The organism is Microbacterium sp. GCM10027623, assembly GCF_042666935.1.
GTDB lineage: Bacteria > Actinomycetota > Actinomycetes > Actinomycetales > Microbacteriaceae > Microbacterium.
In genome coordinates this window covers 176,719-190,542 of the sequence record NZ_JBHTHE010000001.1, presented here as the reverse complement: position 1 = coordinate 190,542, position 13,824 = coordinate 176,719, and the positions used below count along the sequence as shown (strand labels likewise).

Annotated in this window: 14 protein-coding genes; all 14 read left to right on the top strand. The window is 67.6% G+C overall.

Going from position 1 to position 13,824, the window contains the following annotated elements; genetic code table 11:
• The first annotated feature begins 10 nt into the window (after positions 1-10).
• On the top strand, positions 11-916 hold the full coding sequence (locus ACFQY2_RS00825; protein WP_378743697.1) for an alpha/beta hydrolase: 906 nt from the start codon (positions 11-13) through the stop codon (positions 914-916).
• Positions 917-998: 82 nt separating this feature from the next.
• The gene (locus ACFQY2_RS00820; RefSeq protein ID WP_378743696.1) at positions 999-2,060 is read left to right on the top strand and encodes an ABC transporter substrate-binding protein; all 1,062 of its coding nucleotides are present in this window, start codon (positions 999-1,001) and stop codon (positions 2,058-2,060) included.
• A 32-nt stretch (positions 2,061-2,092) separates the two neighbouring features.
• Positions 2,093-3,898 carry an ABC transporter permease gene (locus tag ACFQY2_RS00815; RefSeq protein ID WP_378743695.1) on the top strand — a complete coding sequence of 602 codons (1,806 nt, stop codon included), beginning with the start codon at positions 2,093-2,095 and terminating at the stop codon, positions 3,896-3,898.
• A gap of 1 nt (position 3,899) precedes the next feature.
• Positions 3,900-5,048, top strand: coding sequence for an ABC transporter ATP-binding protein (locus ACFQY2_RS00810; RefSeq protein ID WP_378743694.1), 1,149 nt, complete (start codon positions 3,900-3,902; stop codon positions 5,046-5,048).
• Between the two features lie 45 nt (positions 5,049-5,093).
• On the top strand, positions 5,094-5,987 hold the full coding sequence (locus tag ACFQY2_RS00805; protein ID WP_378743693.1) for an SDR family NAD(P)-dependent oxidoreductase: 894 nt from the start codon (positions 5,094-5,096) through the stop codon (positions 5,985-5,987).
• Complete coding sequence (locus ACFQY2_RS00800) at positions 5,984-7,372, top strand: MFS transporter (RefSeq protein WP_378743691.1); 1,389 nt, start codon at positions 5,984-5,986, stop codon at positions 7,370-7,372. Before ACFQY2_RS00805 ends, ACFQY2_RS00800 begins: the two co-directional genes overlap by 4 nt.
• A 45-nt stretch (positions 7,373-7,417) precedes the next feature.
• Positions 7,418-7,915, top strand: coding sequence for a pyridoxamine 5'-phosphate oxidase family protein (locus ACFQY2_RS00795; protein ID WP_378743690.1), 498 nt, complete (start codon positions 7,418-7,420; stop codon positions 7,913-7,915).
• Positions 7,908-9,122, top strand: coding sequence for an acyl-CoA dehydrogenase family protein (locus ACFQY2_RS00790; RefSeq protein ID WP_378743689.1), 1,215 nt, complete (start codon positions 7,908-7,910; stop codon positions 9,120-9,122). The genes ACFQY2_RS00795 and ACFQY2_RS00790 overlap by 8 nt, the downstream gene beginning before the upstream one ends.
• A complete protein-coding gene (locus ACFQY2_RS00785) occupies positions 9,119-9,976 on the top strand; it encodes an amidohydrolase family protein (protein WP_378743688.1) in 858 nt (285 codons plus the stop codon). Before ACFQY2_RS00790 ends, ACFQY2_RS00785 begins: the two co-directional genes overlap by 4 nt.
• Entirely contained in the window at positions 9,973-10,743 is a 771-nt protein-coding gene (locus tag ACFQY2_RS00780) for an enoyl-CoA hydratase-related protein (RefSeq protein ID WP_378743687.1), read from the top strand. The genes ACFQY2_RS00785 and ACFQY2_RS00780 overlap by 4 nt, the downstream gene beginning before the upstream one ends.
• Positions 10,740-11,219 (top strand): MaoC family dehydratase, encoded by a 480-nt coding sequence (locus ACFQY2_RS00775; protein ID WP_378743686.1) that lies wholly within the window; start codon positions 10,740-10,742, stop codon positions 11,217-11,219. The genes ACFQY2_RS00780 and ACFQY2_RS00775 overlap by 4 nt, the downstream gene beginning before the upstream one ends.
• Positions 11,220-11,261: 42 nt before the next feature.
• Positions 11,262-12,641: an acyclic terpene utilization AtuA family protein gene (locus tag ACFQY2_RS00770; RefSeq protein ID WP_378743685.1), complete on the top strand. Its 1,380-nt coding sequence runs from the start codon at positions 11,262-11,264 to the stop codon at positions 12,639-12,641.
• On the top strand, positions 12,641-13,000 hold the full coding sequence (locus ACFQY2_RS00765) for a hypothetical protein (RefSeq protein ID WP_378743684.1): 360 nt from the start codon (positions 12,641-12,643) through the stop codon (positions 12,998-13,000). The genes ACFQY2_RS00770 and ACFQY2_RS00765 overlap by 1 nt, the downstream gene beginning before the upstream one ends.
• A 19-nt stretch (positions 13,001-13,019) precedes the next feature.
• A complete protein-coding gene (locus ACFQY2_RS00760; RefSeq protein WP_378743683.1) occupies positions 13,020-13,823 on the top strand; it encodes an enoyl-CoA hydratase/isomerase family protein in 804 nt (267 codons plus the stop codon).
• Position 13,824 lies beyond the last annotated feature (1 nt).

Here is a 13,824-nt window from a genome sequence, read left to right as displayed (position 1 = left end):
AAGGAATGCAGTGCTGCATCCGATTCTCCAGTCGATCTCCGATCAGGCCGCCCTCAGCGACGCGCCACCCCTGCGGGACATGGGACCGTCGGCGGCGCGCGAACGGGTCGCGGCGCTCAAGCGCTCCGCACCTGCGCCGCCCGAAGGGGTTCACGTGGCGGACGGAGTCATCGCGGGTGTTCGTGTGCGGACATACACCCCTGCGGAGACTGTCTCCGCGGCGACCGTCGTGCATCTGCACTCCGGGGGCTGGGTCCTCGGTGACCTGGACGCCCCTGGCCCCATGCTGTCCATGCTCGCCCGTGCGAGTGGCCTGCGCATCATCGACGTCGACTACCGGCTGGCTCCGGAGCACCCGTACCCGGCGGCGCTCGAGGATGTCGGGGCGATCGTCGATCACTTGATCGCCGAAGGCACGCACTTCCTGCTGCATGGCGACAGTTCCGGCGGTAACCTGGCCGCCGTTGCGGCGGCGCGCTATCGGGGCAACCCGCTGCTGCTCATGCAGGTGCTGGTGTATCCGGTGACGGACGCCGACTTCACCCGTCCGTCCTACCGGGGCGACCTGCCTGCGGGCTTCCTCGAACCCGAGGACATGAAGTGGTTCTGGGGGCTCTACGCCGGCGAGGCCGATGTCCGCGATGAGAGCCTGTCGCCACTTCGCGGCGACCTTACGGGCCTGCCGTGCACCGTCGTCGTGACGGCGGGGTTCGATCCGCTCAAGGATGAGGGCGCCGCATACGCGCAGAAGGCGGCCGCCGCCGGCGTGGACGTGACCTTCTGGCATGTGCCCGATTGCACGCACGGCTTCCTCCAGATGGTCGGTGTGCTGGATCGAGCCGATCAGATCGTGCAGCGGCTCGCAGCCGAGATGCGTCGAATCGGACATTCCGTTGAGGACGGGGCAAATAAATGATTATGATTAGTACCTACCGCACGGTTGTGGGAGATCCCGTGACCACCCGTGCTCATGAGTACCACGTCAAAGGAGACGCAGCATGAGACCCATCCGGCTTTTCACTCTGGGCGCACTGGCGCTCACCTCGGCACTCGTCCTGGCCGGGTGCTCCGCACCCGCGGACACCGCGGGCACCGCAGAGCTCCCGCCCATGCCGGAGGCGACAGGAGAATGGGCCGAGGTCGTCGCGGCCGCAGAGGCCGAGGGCGTCGTCAGCGTCTACTCCGTTCTCGTTCCCGCGGTCAACACCAAGATCGAGGAGGAGTTCGAGAAGGCCTACCCGAAGATCGACATCCAGATCGTCCGCGTGCTCGGCAACGAGATCGACGCGCGCATGAAGGCGGAGCGCGAGACGGGTGCTGCCACGGCAGACCTCGTGCTCAACGTCGACTACGACTCGATGCTCCAGTACGCCGCCGACGGCGATCTGTTCGACGCGGTCGGCCCCAACGCCACCGATGCGCGCTGGATCGAGTCCGGCGGACTGATCGACGACAAGATCCAGCTCACCGCCACCACGGGCATCGTGATGGCGTGGAACACCGACATCGTCAGCGATCCGCCGAAGGACATCGAAGACATTCTCGACGACCGCTTCAAGGGGCTGGTCGGCGTTCCCGCGAACGACAACCTGTCGCTGGCGAGCTTCTGGGCGTTCCTCACGGAGCTCAAGCCGACCTACTGGGAGGAGCTCGCCGACCAGGAACCGAAGTTCTACAGCAGCGCCGTCCCCACGCAGGAGGCACTCGTCTCCGGAGAGATCGGCGTCACCTTCTACGCGGTGCCCGCGATCCTCGAGCCCGTGATCGCGCAGGGTGCCCCGCTCGACTGGGCAGCAGCCAACCCGATGTGGGGTCCGCAGACGCTGTCGTACATGCCGAACTGGAACCCGTCCAGCCCGAACGCCGCTCAGGTCGTGTTCGACTGGCTCGGGTCGGAGCAGGGGCAGGCCGTCGTCGGCACCGACAACGTGAGCGTGCTCGACACCCCCGGCACGCTGCAGACGTTCGAGAACACGCACATGGTGGACTTCGACACGCAGCTGGACCAGGAGTGGGTCGCTGCTCAGCAGGCCGAGTGGCGCAAGGTCTTCGGCCGCTGAGTCGCCCGTAGGACAGGACGAGACGAGGAGCGATGACCGTGGCGCCGAGCATGACCAGTGATCCGAGCCGAGCGGCTGAGTCGGCGCGCCAGCGCCCGGATCGGCAGCACGAGGCGGATCGCGGTGCCGAGGCGTCCGTCCGGCGCGGCAACCGGATGGACACGATCAACCGGGTCTCCGCGGCGATCTGGCCGGTCATCCTCCTCGTCGTTCTCGCGTACGTGGTGCTGATGCCGCTCATCCAGCTCCAGGTCACCGCATTCAGCGACGGAGCGGCCGGCTATCAGCGGGCGCTCCAGACGCCGGATCTCGTGGAGACGATCTGGATGACCGTCGCCCTCGCGCTCGGGTCCCTCGTGATTGCGATGGTGTGCGGGGTGACGATGGCGTGGCTGTCGACGCGCCTGCCGCGTCGTCTCGAGTGGCTCTCCATGATGCCCGTGCTGATGATCGTCCTTCCGCCCGTGTCCACGGTCGTGGGCTGGGCGATGCTGCTCTCGCCCAACTCCGGTGTCATCAACCGGCTGCTCCGGCTCCTGCCGTGGTGGCAGGGAGCGGAGGGACAGATCCCCTCCGGCCCGGTGGATGTCTTCAGTGCTCCGTGGATCATCATCATCACCGGGCTCTCGATCACGTCCTTCGTCTACGTGTTCCTGCGCTCGGGGCTCTCCAGCATCAACTACGAGGTCATCGAGGCGTCCCGTGTGGCAGGAGCCGGCGGGCTGCGCACGTTCGTCAGCGTCGTGCTGCCACTGGTGCGGCCGTCGCTGGTGTACGGCAGTGCGGTCGCGCTGCTGCTCGGCCTCGGCCAGTTCACCGCGCCCCTGCTGCTCGGAACACAGCAGAACGTGCGGGTGCTCACGACCGAGGTGTACCGCTACGCAGGCATGCCGCCGACCGACTATGCCGCGGCCGCCGCGCTCGCCACGCCGTTGCTCGTCTTCGGCCTGATCACCGTGCTGGGGCAGCGCATGTCACTGCGCAACAGCCAGCGCTTCGTCTCGGATGCCGGCGGCAAGGGCACCAGGTCGGCCTCCGGCAGCTCCTACACCGCTGCCGCGGTCATCGCGGTGTTCTCCCTGCTCGCCGTCGCGCTGCCGCTGCTCGCACTCGTCGCTGCATCCCTGTCTCCGTTCTGGACCGGTGTCATCAACCCGTCGGTGTGGACGTTCAACAACTTCATCCAGGTCTTCAACGACGCTCAGCTCGTGGGCGGCATGCGGACAAGTCTCACGACCTCGATCGCGGCGGTGGTGATCGCCATCCCGGTCGGCTACCTCATCGCCGAGCTGGTGCACAGGCGGCGCGGCGGCCCGTTCGTCCGCGGCGCGGTGGACCTGATCGTCAGCCTCCCGCTCGGCGTCCCTGCGGTCGTCTTCGGTGCGGGATTCCTGTTCACCTACACAAAACCGCCGCTCGTCCTCTACGGCACCGACTGGGTCCTCATCGTGGTGTACGTGACGCTGATGCTCCCGTACACGGTCCGCCTTCAGCTCGCGGCGCGGATGTCGCTCGGCGACTCGTACGAGGCGGCAGCGCGGGTCAGCGGCGCCGGGGTCATCCGCACGCACACCAGTATCCTTCTTCCGATGCTGCGCGGCCCGATCGCCGGCGCAGCCGCCCTGATGTTCGTGCTGCTCACGCACGAGTTCGCGGCGTCGCTGCTCGTGCGCTCCACCAAGACCCAGGTGCTGGGAACCGTGCTCTACGACTACTGGACCAACACCTCCTACCCCCTCGTCGCCGCCATCGCGCTGGTCATGTTCGGCATCACCGTCATCGGTGTCGCGCTCGCGCTTCTCGTCGGCGGACGCTCCAACACCCTCGAAAGGCTCTGAGATGGCTAGGTACAAGGTTGAAGGCCTGCGGAAGACGTTCGGTCACGGTGAGGGCGCCTTCACTGCGATCAACGGCGTCGACATCGACATCGAACCCGGCGAGATGCTCGTGCTGCTCGGACCGAGCGGGTGCGGGAAGACGACCACCCTGCGCTGCCTGGCAGGGCTCGAGACCGCCGATGAGGGCAGGCTCTCGTTCGGCGACCATGTCGTCTTCGACTCGAAGACGCGCGTGAACGTCCCACCGGAGCGCCGCAACGTCGGCATGGTCTTCCAGTCCTACGCACTCTGGCCGCACAAGACCGTGCGCCAGAACATCGCCTACCCGCTCCAGGTGCGCGGCATGAAGAAGGCCCTCAAGGAGGAGGACTGGGTGGGCAAGGCCGCCGAGCTGGTGGACTGCTCGGCGCTTCTCGGACGCTACCCGGGTCAGCTCTCGGGAGGTCAGCAGCAGCGCGTGGCGCTTGCCCGTGGCATCGTCTCGCGCCCCGATCTCGTGCTCTTCGACGAGCCGCTCTCCAACCTGGACGCTCTTCTGCGCACCCGCGTTCGCAGCGACCTGCATGAGCTGCACCAGTCGCTTCAGTTCACGAGCGTCTACGTCACTCACGATCAGGCCGAAGCCTTCGCCCTCGGCGATCGCCTGGCGGTCATGCGCGCCGGCAACATCGATCAGATCGGCACGGCGGCAGAGGTGTACGAGCGGCCGGCCACCGACTACACCGCGAACTTCGTCGGCATGACCAACTATGTCGACTTCTCGCGAAGTGCGGACGGCTGGCGAGTGGACGCGGATCCGGAGATCACGCACTCCGATCTGTCGCTGGCGCGCGACGCGGACGTCGCGAGGCTCCGATTCCGGTCTGCGGATGTCCGCGTGGTCTCCGACGGGGATCCGGTGGCCGGTGTTCGCGTCCGCGCACTCGTCCGGGACCGTGTCTACACCGGTCACGGTTTCGAGATCACCGTGTCGGTCGGCGACAACAGGCTCGCCGTCATCGTGCCATCGGAGACGGCACTGAGCATCTCGAAGGGCGACCGGGTCACGCTCGAGGTGCCGGCCGCGCGGAGCCGTTGGTACGAGCCCGACGGCGGTTCGATCGGCGCCGAGCCGCGCGAGCGCGTGTCGGTCGGCGGTCTGCCGGTCTAGTGCTCGGGTCTCGAGGAGGCATGCGGCCATGAAGGGGAGCACACCATGACGCGCTTCGCCACCTCGGCCCGTGACCTCGCCGGTCGCAACGCGTTCGTCACCGGCGCCGCATCGGGGATCGGCGCGGCACTGGCGCGGGCGCTCGCCGCAGTCGGCGTCCGGGTGGTGCTTGCAGATGTGGACCGTCCGGCGGTCGAAAAGCTCGCCGCCGAGATCTCGGCGACCGGGGGAGAGGCGGCGCCCATCGCCTTCGACGTCCGCGACGCGGACGGCTGGCGAGCAGCCGTGTGTTTCGCGAACGAGACGTTCGGTCGCATCGACGTGCTGTGCAACAACGCGGGAGTGGGGACGTCGCGACGCCGTGTGCACGAGGTGAGCGCGCAGGAGTTCGATTTCACCTTCGGGGTGAACGTCGGAGGCGTGCTCAACGGCATCCGCGCGGTCGTTCCGGCCATGCTGGCCGACGGGCTGCCCGGCGTGGTTATGAACACGGCATCGATCCTGTCGCATTTCCCCTTGGCGGGGGCGGCCGACTACGTGGCCAGCAAGTACGCCGTGATGGGGATCAGCGAGACCCTGCGCGCAGAACTGGTCGACACCGACGTCGGCGTCGTCGTCCTGTATCCCGGCCTCGTCGATACCGGCATCCACGCCAACTCGCGTGCTCTTCGCGAGAATCACGGGGTGCCGCTGCACCCTGCGCATCCAGGGGCGACTTCCGTCCAGCCCGCACCGGGACTGGACCCGCGTCTGGTGGCCGATGCCGCCGTGGAAGCGATCGTGGACGGCCGCTTCCACGTCTTCACCCACCCGGAGTACGAGGAGACGATCGCCGTACGCTCACGCGAGATCGCGGCGGCGATCGAGAGCAGCCGCCCCCTCGGCGATCCCGAACCGGTCGGCTTTCTCGGACGCAGCGTCCTCGCGAGCGGTCAGTGACGGCACGCGGCCGGGATCCGCTCTTCCTGGCGCTCGTGTATGCGGCTCTTGCGACCGCCGTGGTCAGTTCGCTCGGCATGCTTCTTGTGCCGGTCGTGGCGGAGACCATGTCCGTGCCGACGAGCGCGGCGCAGTGGATCATCACCGGGAACCTCCTCGTGGGCGCCCTGACGGCGCCGACAGCGGGCCGTCTCGCCGACGGGCCGCATAAGAAGCGCCTGCTTCTGGTCGTGCTGTCGGCGGCGCTGGCAGGGTCGGTGATCGCGGCCCTGAGCTCGGATTTCGTCGTGCTCCTGATCGGCCGGACGATCCAGGGCGTCGCGTACGGCATCGTCCCGATCGCGATCGCCATCGCACGGGAGCGCAGCCCTCGGGAACGCCGGGCGATCGCCATCGCGACACTGTCGATCACGGTGTCCATGGGCTTGGGGATCGGTTACCCGCTCGCCGGTCTCGCCGTCGGACTGATGGGACTGCAGGCGGCGTTCTGGATGGCTGCGGTCTTCATGGTCTCGGCGCTCGTCGTCGTCGCGCTCGTCGTGCCTCCCCCGGAATCGCATCGGATGACGAGCCCGCCGTTCGACTATCTCGGGGCCGTGCTGCTGTCGTTGACCCTCGGCGGTGTCGTCGTCGGTGTGAGCGAGGGCCCCGTGTTCGGGTGGACCTCTCCGGTGACGATCGTGATCCTGGCGGGGAGTCTGGCCTCCGGACTGCTGTGGCTGGCGACTTCCGGGCGGGCGGCGGTGCCGTTCGTCTCGGTGACCAGCATCCGGGCACCGAGAGTGATGATCACCCACGCGGGCGGTTTCGGGCTGGCCGCCACCATCTATCTGGCGATGTCGACGTCGAGCCTGGTGGCTCAGGCGCCGGTGACCACCGGCTATGGCATCGCCCTGCCGGCGCTCTGGGCGGGCTTCGTGATCATGCCGCTGTCCCTCGGCAGCTTCGTCGCCAGTCGGCTGCTGCGTATGTCGATGGCTCGACTGCGCCTGATCGACCTGCTCATCTGCGGGGCGGTGCTCATCGCGGCGGGGCAGGTGCTCCTGCTGCTGCTGCACGCGGCGATCTGGCAGCTCCTCGTCGGCATGCTCGTGGTCGGCACCGGGATGGGCGTGGTCTTCGGAGTCGCGCCGGTGATCGTCGCGCGCGACGTGGCTCTCAGCGAGGTGGGCAGCGCGGTCAGCTTCAACCAGGTGCTGCGGACGATCGGCGGCACGATCGGCAGTGCGGTGGCCGGGTCTCTCTTCGCGGCGACGCTCTCGAGAGGCGGCTACCCGTCCGACGAGGGGATTCAGCTGGCCTTCCTCACCGGCACGACGGTGGCGGTCCTCGTCGCGGCGATGCTCACGATCTTCCGGCGTGCGTCGAAGATCGAGCGGGGTTGAAGATTCGCCTTATTCCTGCGTATGATAAGCATGCAAGGAGGCGAAATGAGTGCGGACGCAGTGGCCCGCCAGCGGCGAGGCAGGCGCATCGCGATGAGCCGGGACGAGCTCGATCGGTTCCTGGCCGAACAGCGCACCTGTCGTGTCGCGACAGTCAGCCAGGACGGCCCGCATGTCGCGCCGCTCTGGTTCCACTGGGACGGCTCAGCCATCTGGCTCAACTCCGTCGTGAACAGTCAGCGCTGGGCCGACCTGATGAAGGATCCGCGAGTCGCGATCGTCGTCGATGCCGGCGACGACTACTCCGAGCTGCGGGGAGTGGAGATCAAGGGCGACGCCCGCGTCGTCGGCGAGGCGCCACGCACCGGCGAACCGGACCCGGAGCTCCTCGAACCCGAGCTCGCCTTCCATCGCAAGTACCGGGATCCGACGACGCCGATCCCCCACGACGGTCGACATGCCTGGCTCCGTGTCGAACCGCGCAAGATCACGAGCTGGGACTTCCGCAAGATGCCCGTACAGAAAGGCCCACGTCATGAGTGACTCCCTCTGGGAAGAGGGCGAGGACATCCTCGCCCTGCGCAAGCTGATCCGCGATTGGGGGACGAAGGAGATCCGCCCGAACTTCCGCACCCTCGAGGATGCCGGCGAGTTCCCTCGGGAGATCTATCGCCAGATGGGTGAACTCGGTCTGTTCGCGGCGGCGTTCCCCGAGGAGTTCGGCGGACTGGGTGGCGGCTACCGTGCACTCGTCGCCGTCGCCGAGGAGCTGGCCTGGGTCTACCCGCCGCTCTCGGCAGCGATGAACCTTCAGGCCGCGACAGTGCCCCTCACCATCGCCAACTGGGGTGACAAGGCCCTCGCGGATGAGTATGTTCCCGGTCTCATCGCCGGTGAGACCCTCGGATGCAATGCCATGACCGAGCCGGATGGCGGGTCGGACCTGCTCGGCGCCATGCGCACGCGTGCCGTGCGCGACGGTGACGACTACGTGATCAACGGGGCGAAGATGTGGATCACGAATGCGAACGTCGCCGACGTGGCGATCGTGTACGCGAAGACCGATCCGGATGCCAAACACAAGGGGGTGTCCGCGTTCATCGTCCCCACCGACACGCCCGGCTTCGAGGTGACGCGCGTCCCCTGCCGGGTGCTGGGCAAGCTCATGCCGACCAACGGCATCACCTTCTCGGATGTGCGCATCAACAAGCGCTACATGCTCGGCGAGGAGGGCCAGGGCTTCACGGTGGCCATGAATGCCATGGACTTCGGCAGGCTCAGCGTCGCCGCGCGACAGGTCGGCCTCACCCGCGCGTGCCTGGATGCCTCCGTCGAGTATGCGAACCAGCGCGAGGCGTTCGGTGAGAAGATCGGCAACTTCCAGATGATCAAGAAGCTGATCGCCGAGACCGCCGCTGAACTCGAAGCCTCCAAGACGCTGCTCTGGGCGGCAGCGGTACGCAACGACATGGGGATGCCCTCCACGCGCGAGAGCTCGATCGCCAAGTACTTCACGGCGGAGGTCGCCAACCGTGCGGCCCAGGCGGCGGCGGAGATCTTCGGCGGGTTCGCCTTCAGCGACGAACTGCCGATCAGCATCTATCTCAACTACGCGAAGCTGTGGCAGACCGGTGAGGGCTCTGCGAACATCCAGCGGATCCTCATCGCCGATGATGCGCTCGGGTGGAAGAAGATGGACCGTCACGCAGCCGCGACGCAGCGGGCACGACGGGCCGTCAGCGCAGAATGATCGTCGACGCCCACCACCACGCCTGGGACGGCTCGGCCCCCCTGACGTGGATGGTGGGGGCGTACGCGGCTCTTCGTCGCCCGGCCCGGCTGCAGGACCACGCGATCGAGGCCTCCGCCGTGGGCGTGCAGGCGTCGGTCCTCGTCGAGGGCGGAGCCCCGGCATGCGCTGAGCAGGGGGCGCGGGCGCTGCTCGGGCTCGCTGATGCCAGCAGCATGGTGACGGCGACGGTCATCGGACTGCCGACGGCCGGGCTGGCCGATGCGTCACTCGGAGCGCTTCTGGACGAACTCGGCGACGCCCCGGGAGGCGACACCCTCGCCGGCGTCCGGTGGGGGCCCGTCGATGCGGAGGCGAGCTGGGCAGGCAGCGAGAAGCTCGCCCACGGCGCTGAGGTGCTGGCATCCCGTGACCTCGCGTTGGACCTGTTGGTGCGATCCGACGAGCTCTCAGGGGTGACGACGCTCGCGCGGCGCCATCCGAACCTGCGCATCGTGCTGGATCACCTGGCGAAGCCACCGGTGGCCGCAGGAGACGGTCGGGAGGAATGGGATGCGTGGTCGGAAGGCATGGCCGCGGCGTCCCGCTGCTCGAACGTGTTCGTGAAGGTCTCAGGGCTCGTGCAGCGCTCTCCCGTCGCGCACCGCATGACGGATGCGATCGAGGCAGTGGCGGAGAACTTCGGAACGCACCGCCTGATGCTGGGATCCGACTGGCCGGTGTGCACTCTCGCCGCCTCGTTTCACGACACCTGGGACCTCTACACATCTCTGTTCTCGGGATTCTCACCCGCGGAGCGACAGCGGGTCCTCGGCGGAACGGCGCGCGAGGTCTATCGAATGGAGACGTCATGACCGTCCGCACGGAGCGCGTCGGATCCGTGCTGATCATCCAGCTCGACCGTCCGCAGAAGCGCAACGCGATCGATCTCGACATGGCCGTGGCCCTGGACGCGGCGATCGAAGAGCTCGAGGCCGGCGATGACCTGAGGGTCGGTCTGCTCACGGCATCCGGATCCGTCTTCTGCGCGGGCACCGACATGAGCGACCGACGGGACAAGCGCACTGCGCGCGGGGGCGAGTACGGGTTGCTCAGGCGGGAGCGCACCAAACCGCTGATCGCCGTCGTCGACGGTGCCGCGCTGGGAGGCGGTTTCGAGATCGTGCTGGCATGTGACATGGTCGTCGCCAGCGACCGCGCGCAGTTCGGTCTGCCTGAGACCCGCCGTGGCCTGGTCGCGACCGGCGGCGGGCTGTTCCGCGCTGGTCGAGCGCTGCCGCAGCACATCGCCGCTGAGATGCTGCTCACGGGGCTGCGTCTGGATGCGCATCGTGCCTTCGCGCTGGGGCTGGTCAATCGAGTGCTCCCCTCGGCGGGACTGACCGCCGGAGCGCTTGAACTGGCGAAGGCGGTGGTGCACGGAGGCCCGCACGCCACCGCGGAGACTCTCACGGCCCTGCGCGGGTTCACCGGTCAGGATGACCACCTCGGGTGGTGGGTCACCGGCCGGGCCAAGCGGATGGTCGCCGATCACCCGGAGGCCGACGAGGGCAGGACGGCATTCTTTGAAGGACGGCTACCCGCCTGGGTGGCTGAGGACCCCGACGAAACGGAGCGATGATGCGCGGGAAATACTACGAGGAGTTCGAGGTCGGCGAAGTCATCCGGCATGCCGCGACGAGGACCGTCACCGAGATGGACAACGTGCTGTTCACCTCGATGACCATGAACATCCAGCCGCTTCACATCGACGAGGAGTTCGCCAGGACCACCGAGCACGGCACGCGCGTCGTCAACGGTGTCTTCACCCTCGGTCTCGTGGTGGGCGTCACCGTTCCCGAGACCGTGCTCGGCACGACGCTGGGGGTTCTCGGCTTCGACAACGTGACCTTCCATCGCATCGTCAGACACGGTGACACGATCCGCGTGGAGACGGAGATCCTGAGCATGCGCGAGTCGAAGTCGCGCCCGAACTGCGGCCTGGTCGGATTCGAGCACCGCGGATACAACCAGGACGGGGAGCTGGTCCTGACCGTCCGTCGGGTCGGGCTGATGCTCAAGAAGCCGGCCGATGCCGACGCGTTGCCCAGCGCCTAATTCATACGTATAATAAGCATGGAATCACGGAGGTCCCGTTCAATGAAGACAGTGAAACTCGGTGCAGGAATGGCGTTCTGGGGCGACAGCATCCGCCCCGCGATCGACATGGTCGAGCGCGCCGACATCCAATATCTGTGCTGCGACCACCTCGCAGAACTGACGATGGCGATCCTGAGCAAGCGGATGGAGCGAGACCCCGAGCAGGGATACACCCCCGACATCCTGGAGCTCGTGCGCGCGGTCCTTCCCACGGCTCGTCGCCGCGGGATCCGGATCGTCAGCAATGCCGGAGGAGCCAACCCCCGCGCGGCGGCTGCGGCCATCGCGAAGGTGTGCGCGGAGCTGGGGCTCGCCGACACGAAGATCGCCGTGGTGCTCGGAGACGACATCCGTGATGACATCGACGTGCTCATGGCGGACGGCGTCAGCTTCGAGAACATCGACACCGGCGAGCCGCTGAGCACCGTCCGCGATGCCCTCACGCAGGCCAACGTCTACACCGGGTCCGAGGGCATCGTCGAGGCCCTCGGTGCGGGCGCCGACATCGTCATCTGCGGGCGGGTCACCGACATCGCGCTGTACCTCGGGCCTCTCATCCACGAGTTCGGCTGGGCGTGGGATGACTGGGACGCGCTGGCAGGAGCCACTGCCGCCGCGCACATCGTCGAGTGCGGCGCCCAGTCCACGGGCGGTCTGTTCAGCAAGGGCTGGCAGGACATCCCCGGCATGGTCGACATGGGCTATCCCACGGCAGAGGTGTACGAGGACGGCACGGCGATCATCTCGAAGACCCCGGGCTCGGGAGGTGACGTCACCGTCGCCTCGGTCAGCGAGCAGATGGTCTACGAGGTCCTCGACACGGCCAACTACCTCACGGCCGACGTGACGGCGGATTTCACCGGCATCACGCTCGAACAGCTCGGCCCCGACCGGGTGCGCGTGGCCGGCGTGACCGGCAAGCCCGCACCCCGGACGCTCAAGGTCAATATGGGCTACCGGAACGGCTTCATCGGCAGCGCGCAGTTCACCTACACCTGGCCGGATGCGGTCGCCAAGGCGGAGCGTGCGGTAGAACTGCTCGAGGAGCGGCTCGACCGCGTGGACTTCCGCAGCTTCGACAAGCGCGTCGAGTACATCGGTGCCAACTCGATCTGGGCGCCGCTGATCCCCCCGCCCAGCGACCCCGAGGCGCTGGAGGTCACGGTGCGCTATGCCGCGCGCGTGCCCGACCGCACTGAGGCGCGAAAGATCTTCGCCGAGCTCGTCCCGGTGTGCAACAACGGGCCCGCGGGTATGGGCGGACTGGGGACCCGGCTCCCCATCACCGAGCTGTTCGCCATCTGGCCGGCTCTGATCGACCGCGACAAGGTGAAGCAGCGGGTGGAGATGCTTCCCGCCGCAGAGAAGGTGGTGCTCTGATGACCATGCGAGTGTGGGATCTTGCCCATGGCCGTTCGGGTGACAAAGGCGACGTCTGCAATGTCGGGCTGGTCGCACGCAGCGCTGAGGCGTTCGAGACCCTGCGCGAGGTGCTCACGCCCGAGGTCGTCAAGGCGCGCTTCGGTGCGCTGGTGACCGGCGAGGTCAAGCGCTACGAGATGGCGAACATCTGGTGCCTCAACTTCGTCCTCGAAGGCGGGCTCGACGGCGGCGGCACCATGTCGCTGCGCACCGACGCCCTCGGCAAGGTCATGTACGCGTGGCTGCTTCGCATGGAGCTCGACCTCAGCGGCGACCGGCCCCTGGCCATCATCGAGGATGCGGCTTCGGCCGCCTGAACCGGAAAGGGCAGCAGCCATGACGGACTCCGGTTACCAGAACATCCTGGTGGACGTGACGGACGGGCTGGGCACGATCACCCTGAACCAGCCCGAGGCCCGCAACCCGCTCGACCGGGTGACCACGGCCGAGATGCTGGACGCGTTCCAGGACCTGTTCGCGGACCCCAAGGTTCGGAGTCTGGCCGTCACGGGAGCAGGCAGCAACTTCTGCGCGGGCGGCGACCTGCGCCAGATGGGCCGGTTCTCGACCATGCCCACTGCCGAGGCGTTCGACTGGCCGGGGCGCATCGTGGAGCTCAATCGGCTGATGCTCTCGGCGCCGAAGCCGGTGATCGCGGCGGTCAACGGTCCGGCGTTCGCCGGCGGGATGGGCCTGGCGGGTATGTGCGACGTCATCCTCGCCGTCCCCGAGGCGTCGTTCGCGATGCCCGAGGTCAAGATCGGGATCTTCCCGATGATCATCGTCGCGCAGCTCAGTCGGGCCCTGCCGCGCAAGATACTCCTGGAGATGATGTTCTCCGGCGATCCGATCGATGCGGAGGAGGGCTACCGTCTCGGCTTCGTGAACAAGCTCTACCCGACGCACGACGAGATGATGGAGGGCGTCGCGCGGTACGCGGCCAAGTTCCGCAAGGCCAGCCCGGACGCGATCCGTCTCGGGCGCCGAGCCTTCGGCATCCTCTCCGAGATGTCCGCCGATCAAGCGCTGGACGCCGCACAGTTCTTCGTCATGCCCTTCCACCTCGGTGAGGACCTCACCGAGGGCGCGGACGCGTTCCTCAGCAAGCGCAGGCCGCGCTGGGCCGAAGAGGAGAGCTGAC

Excerpts from the sequence above, each read along its gene's own strand:
- ACFQY2_RS00820 (WP_378743696.1), top strand. The coding sequence starts at position 999 with ATGAGACCCATCCGGCTTTTCACTCTGGGCGCACTGGCGCTCACCTCG.
- ACFQY2_RS00815 (WP_378743695.1), top strand. The coding sequence starts at position 2,093 with ATGACCGTGGCGCCGAGCATGACCAGTGATCCGAGCCGAGCGGCTGAG.
- ACFQY2_RS00810 (WP_378743694.1), top strand. The coding sequence starts at position 3,900 with ATGGCTAGGTACAAGGTTGAAGGCCTGCGGAAGACGTTCGGTCACGGT.
- ACFQY2_RS00805 (WP_378743693.1), top strand. The coding sequence starts at position 5,094 with ATGACGCGCTTCGCCACCTCGGCCCGTGACCTCGCCGGTCGCAACGCG.
- ACFQY2_RS00795 (WP_378743690.1), top strand. The coding sequence starts at position 7,418 with ATGAGTGCGGACGCAGTGGCCCGCCAGCGGCGAGGCAGGCGCATCGCG.
- ACFQY2_RS00790 (WP_378743689.1), top strand. The coding sequence starts at position 7,908 with ATGAGTGACTCCCTCTGGGAAGAGGGCGAGGACATCCTCGCCCTGCGC.
- ACFQY2_RS00785 (WP_378743688.1), top strand. The coding sequence starts at position 9,119 with ATGATCGTCGACGCCCACCACCACGCCTGGGACGGCTCGGCCCCCCTG.
- ACFQY2_RS00780 (WP_378743687.1), top strand. The coding sequence starts at position 9,973 with ATGACCGTCCGCACGGAGCGCGTCGGATCCGTGCTGATCATCCAGCTC.
- ACFQY2_RS00775 (WP_378743686.1), top strand. The coding sequence starts at position 10,740 with ATGATGCGCGGGAAATACTACGAGGAGTTCGAGGTCGGCGAAGTCATC.
- ACFQY2_RS00770 (WP_378743685.1), top strand. The coding sequence starts at position 11,262 with ATGAAGACAGTGAAACTCGGTGCAGGAATGGCGTTCTGGGGCGACAGC.
- ACFQY2_RS00765 (WP_378743684.1), top strand. The coding sequence starts at position 12,641 with ATGACCATGCGAGTGTGGGATCTTGCCCATGGCCGTTCGGGTGACAAA.
- ACFQY2_RS00760 (WP_378743683.1), top strand. The coding sequence starts at position 13,020 with ATGACGGACTCCGGTTACCAGAACATCCTGGTGGACGTGACGGACGGG.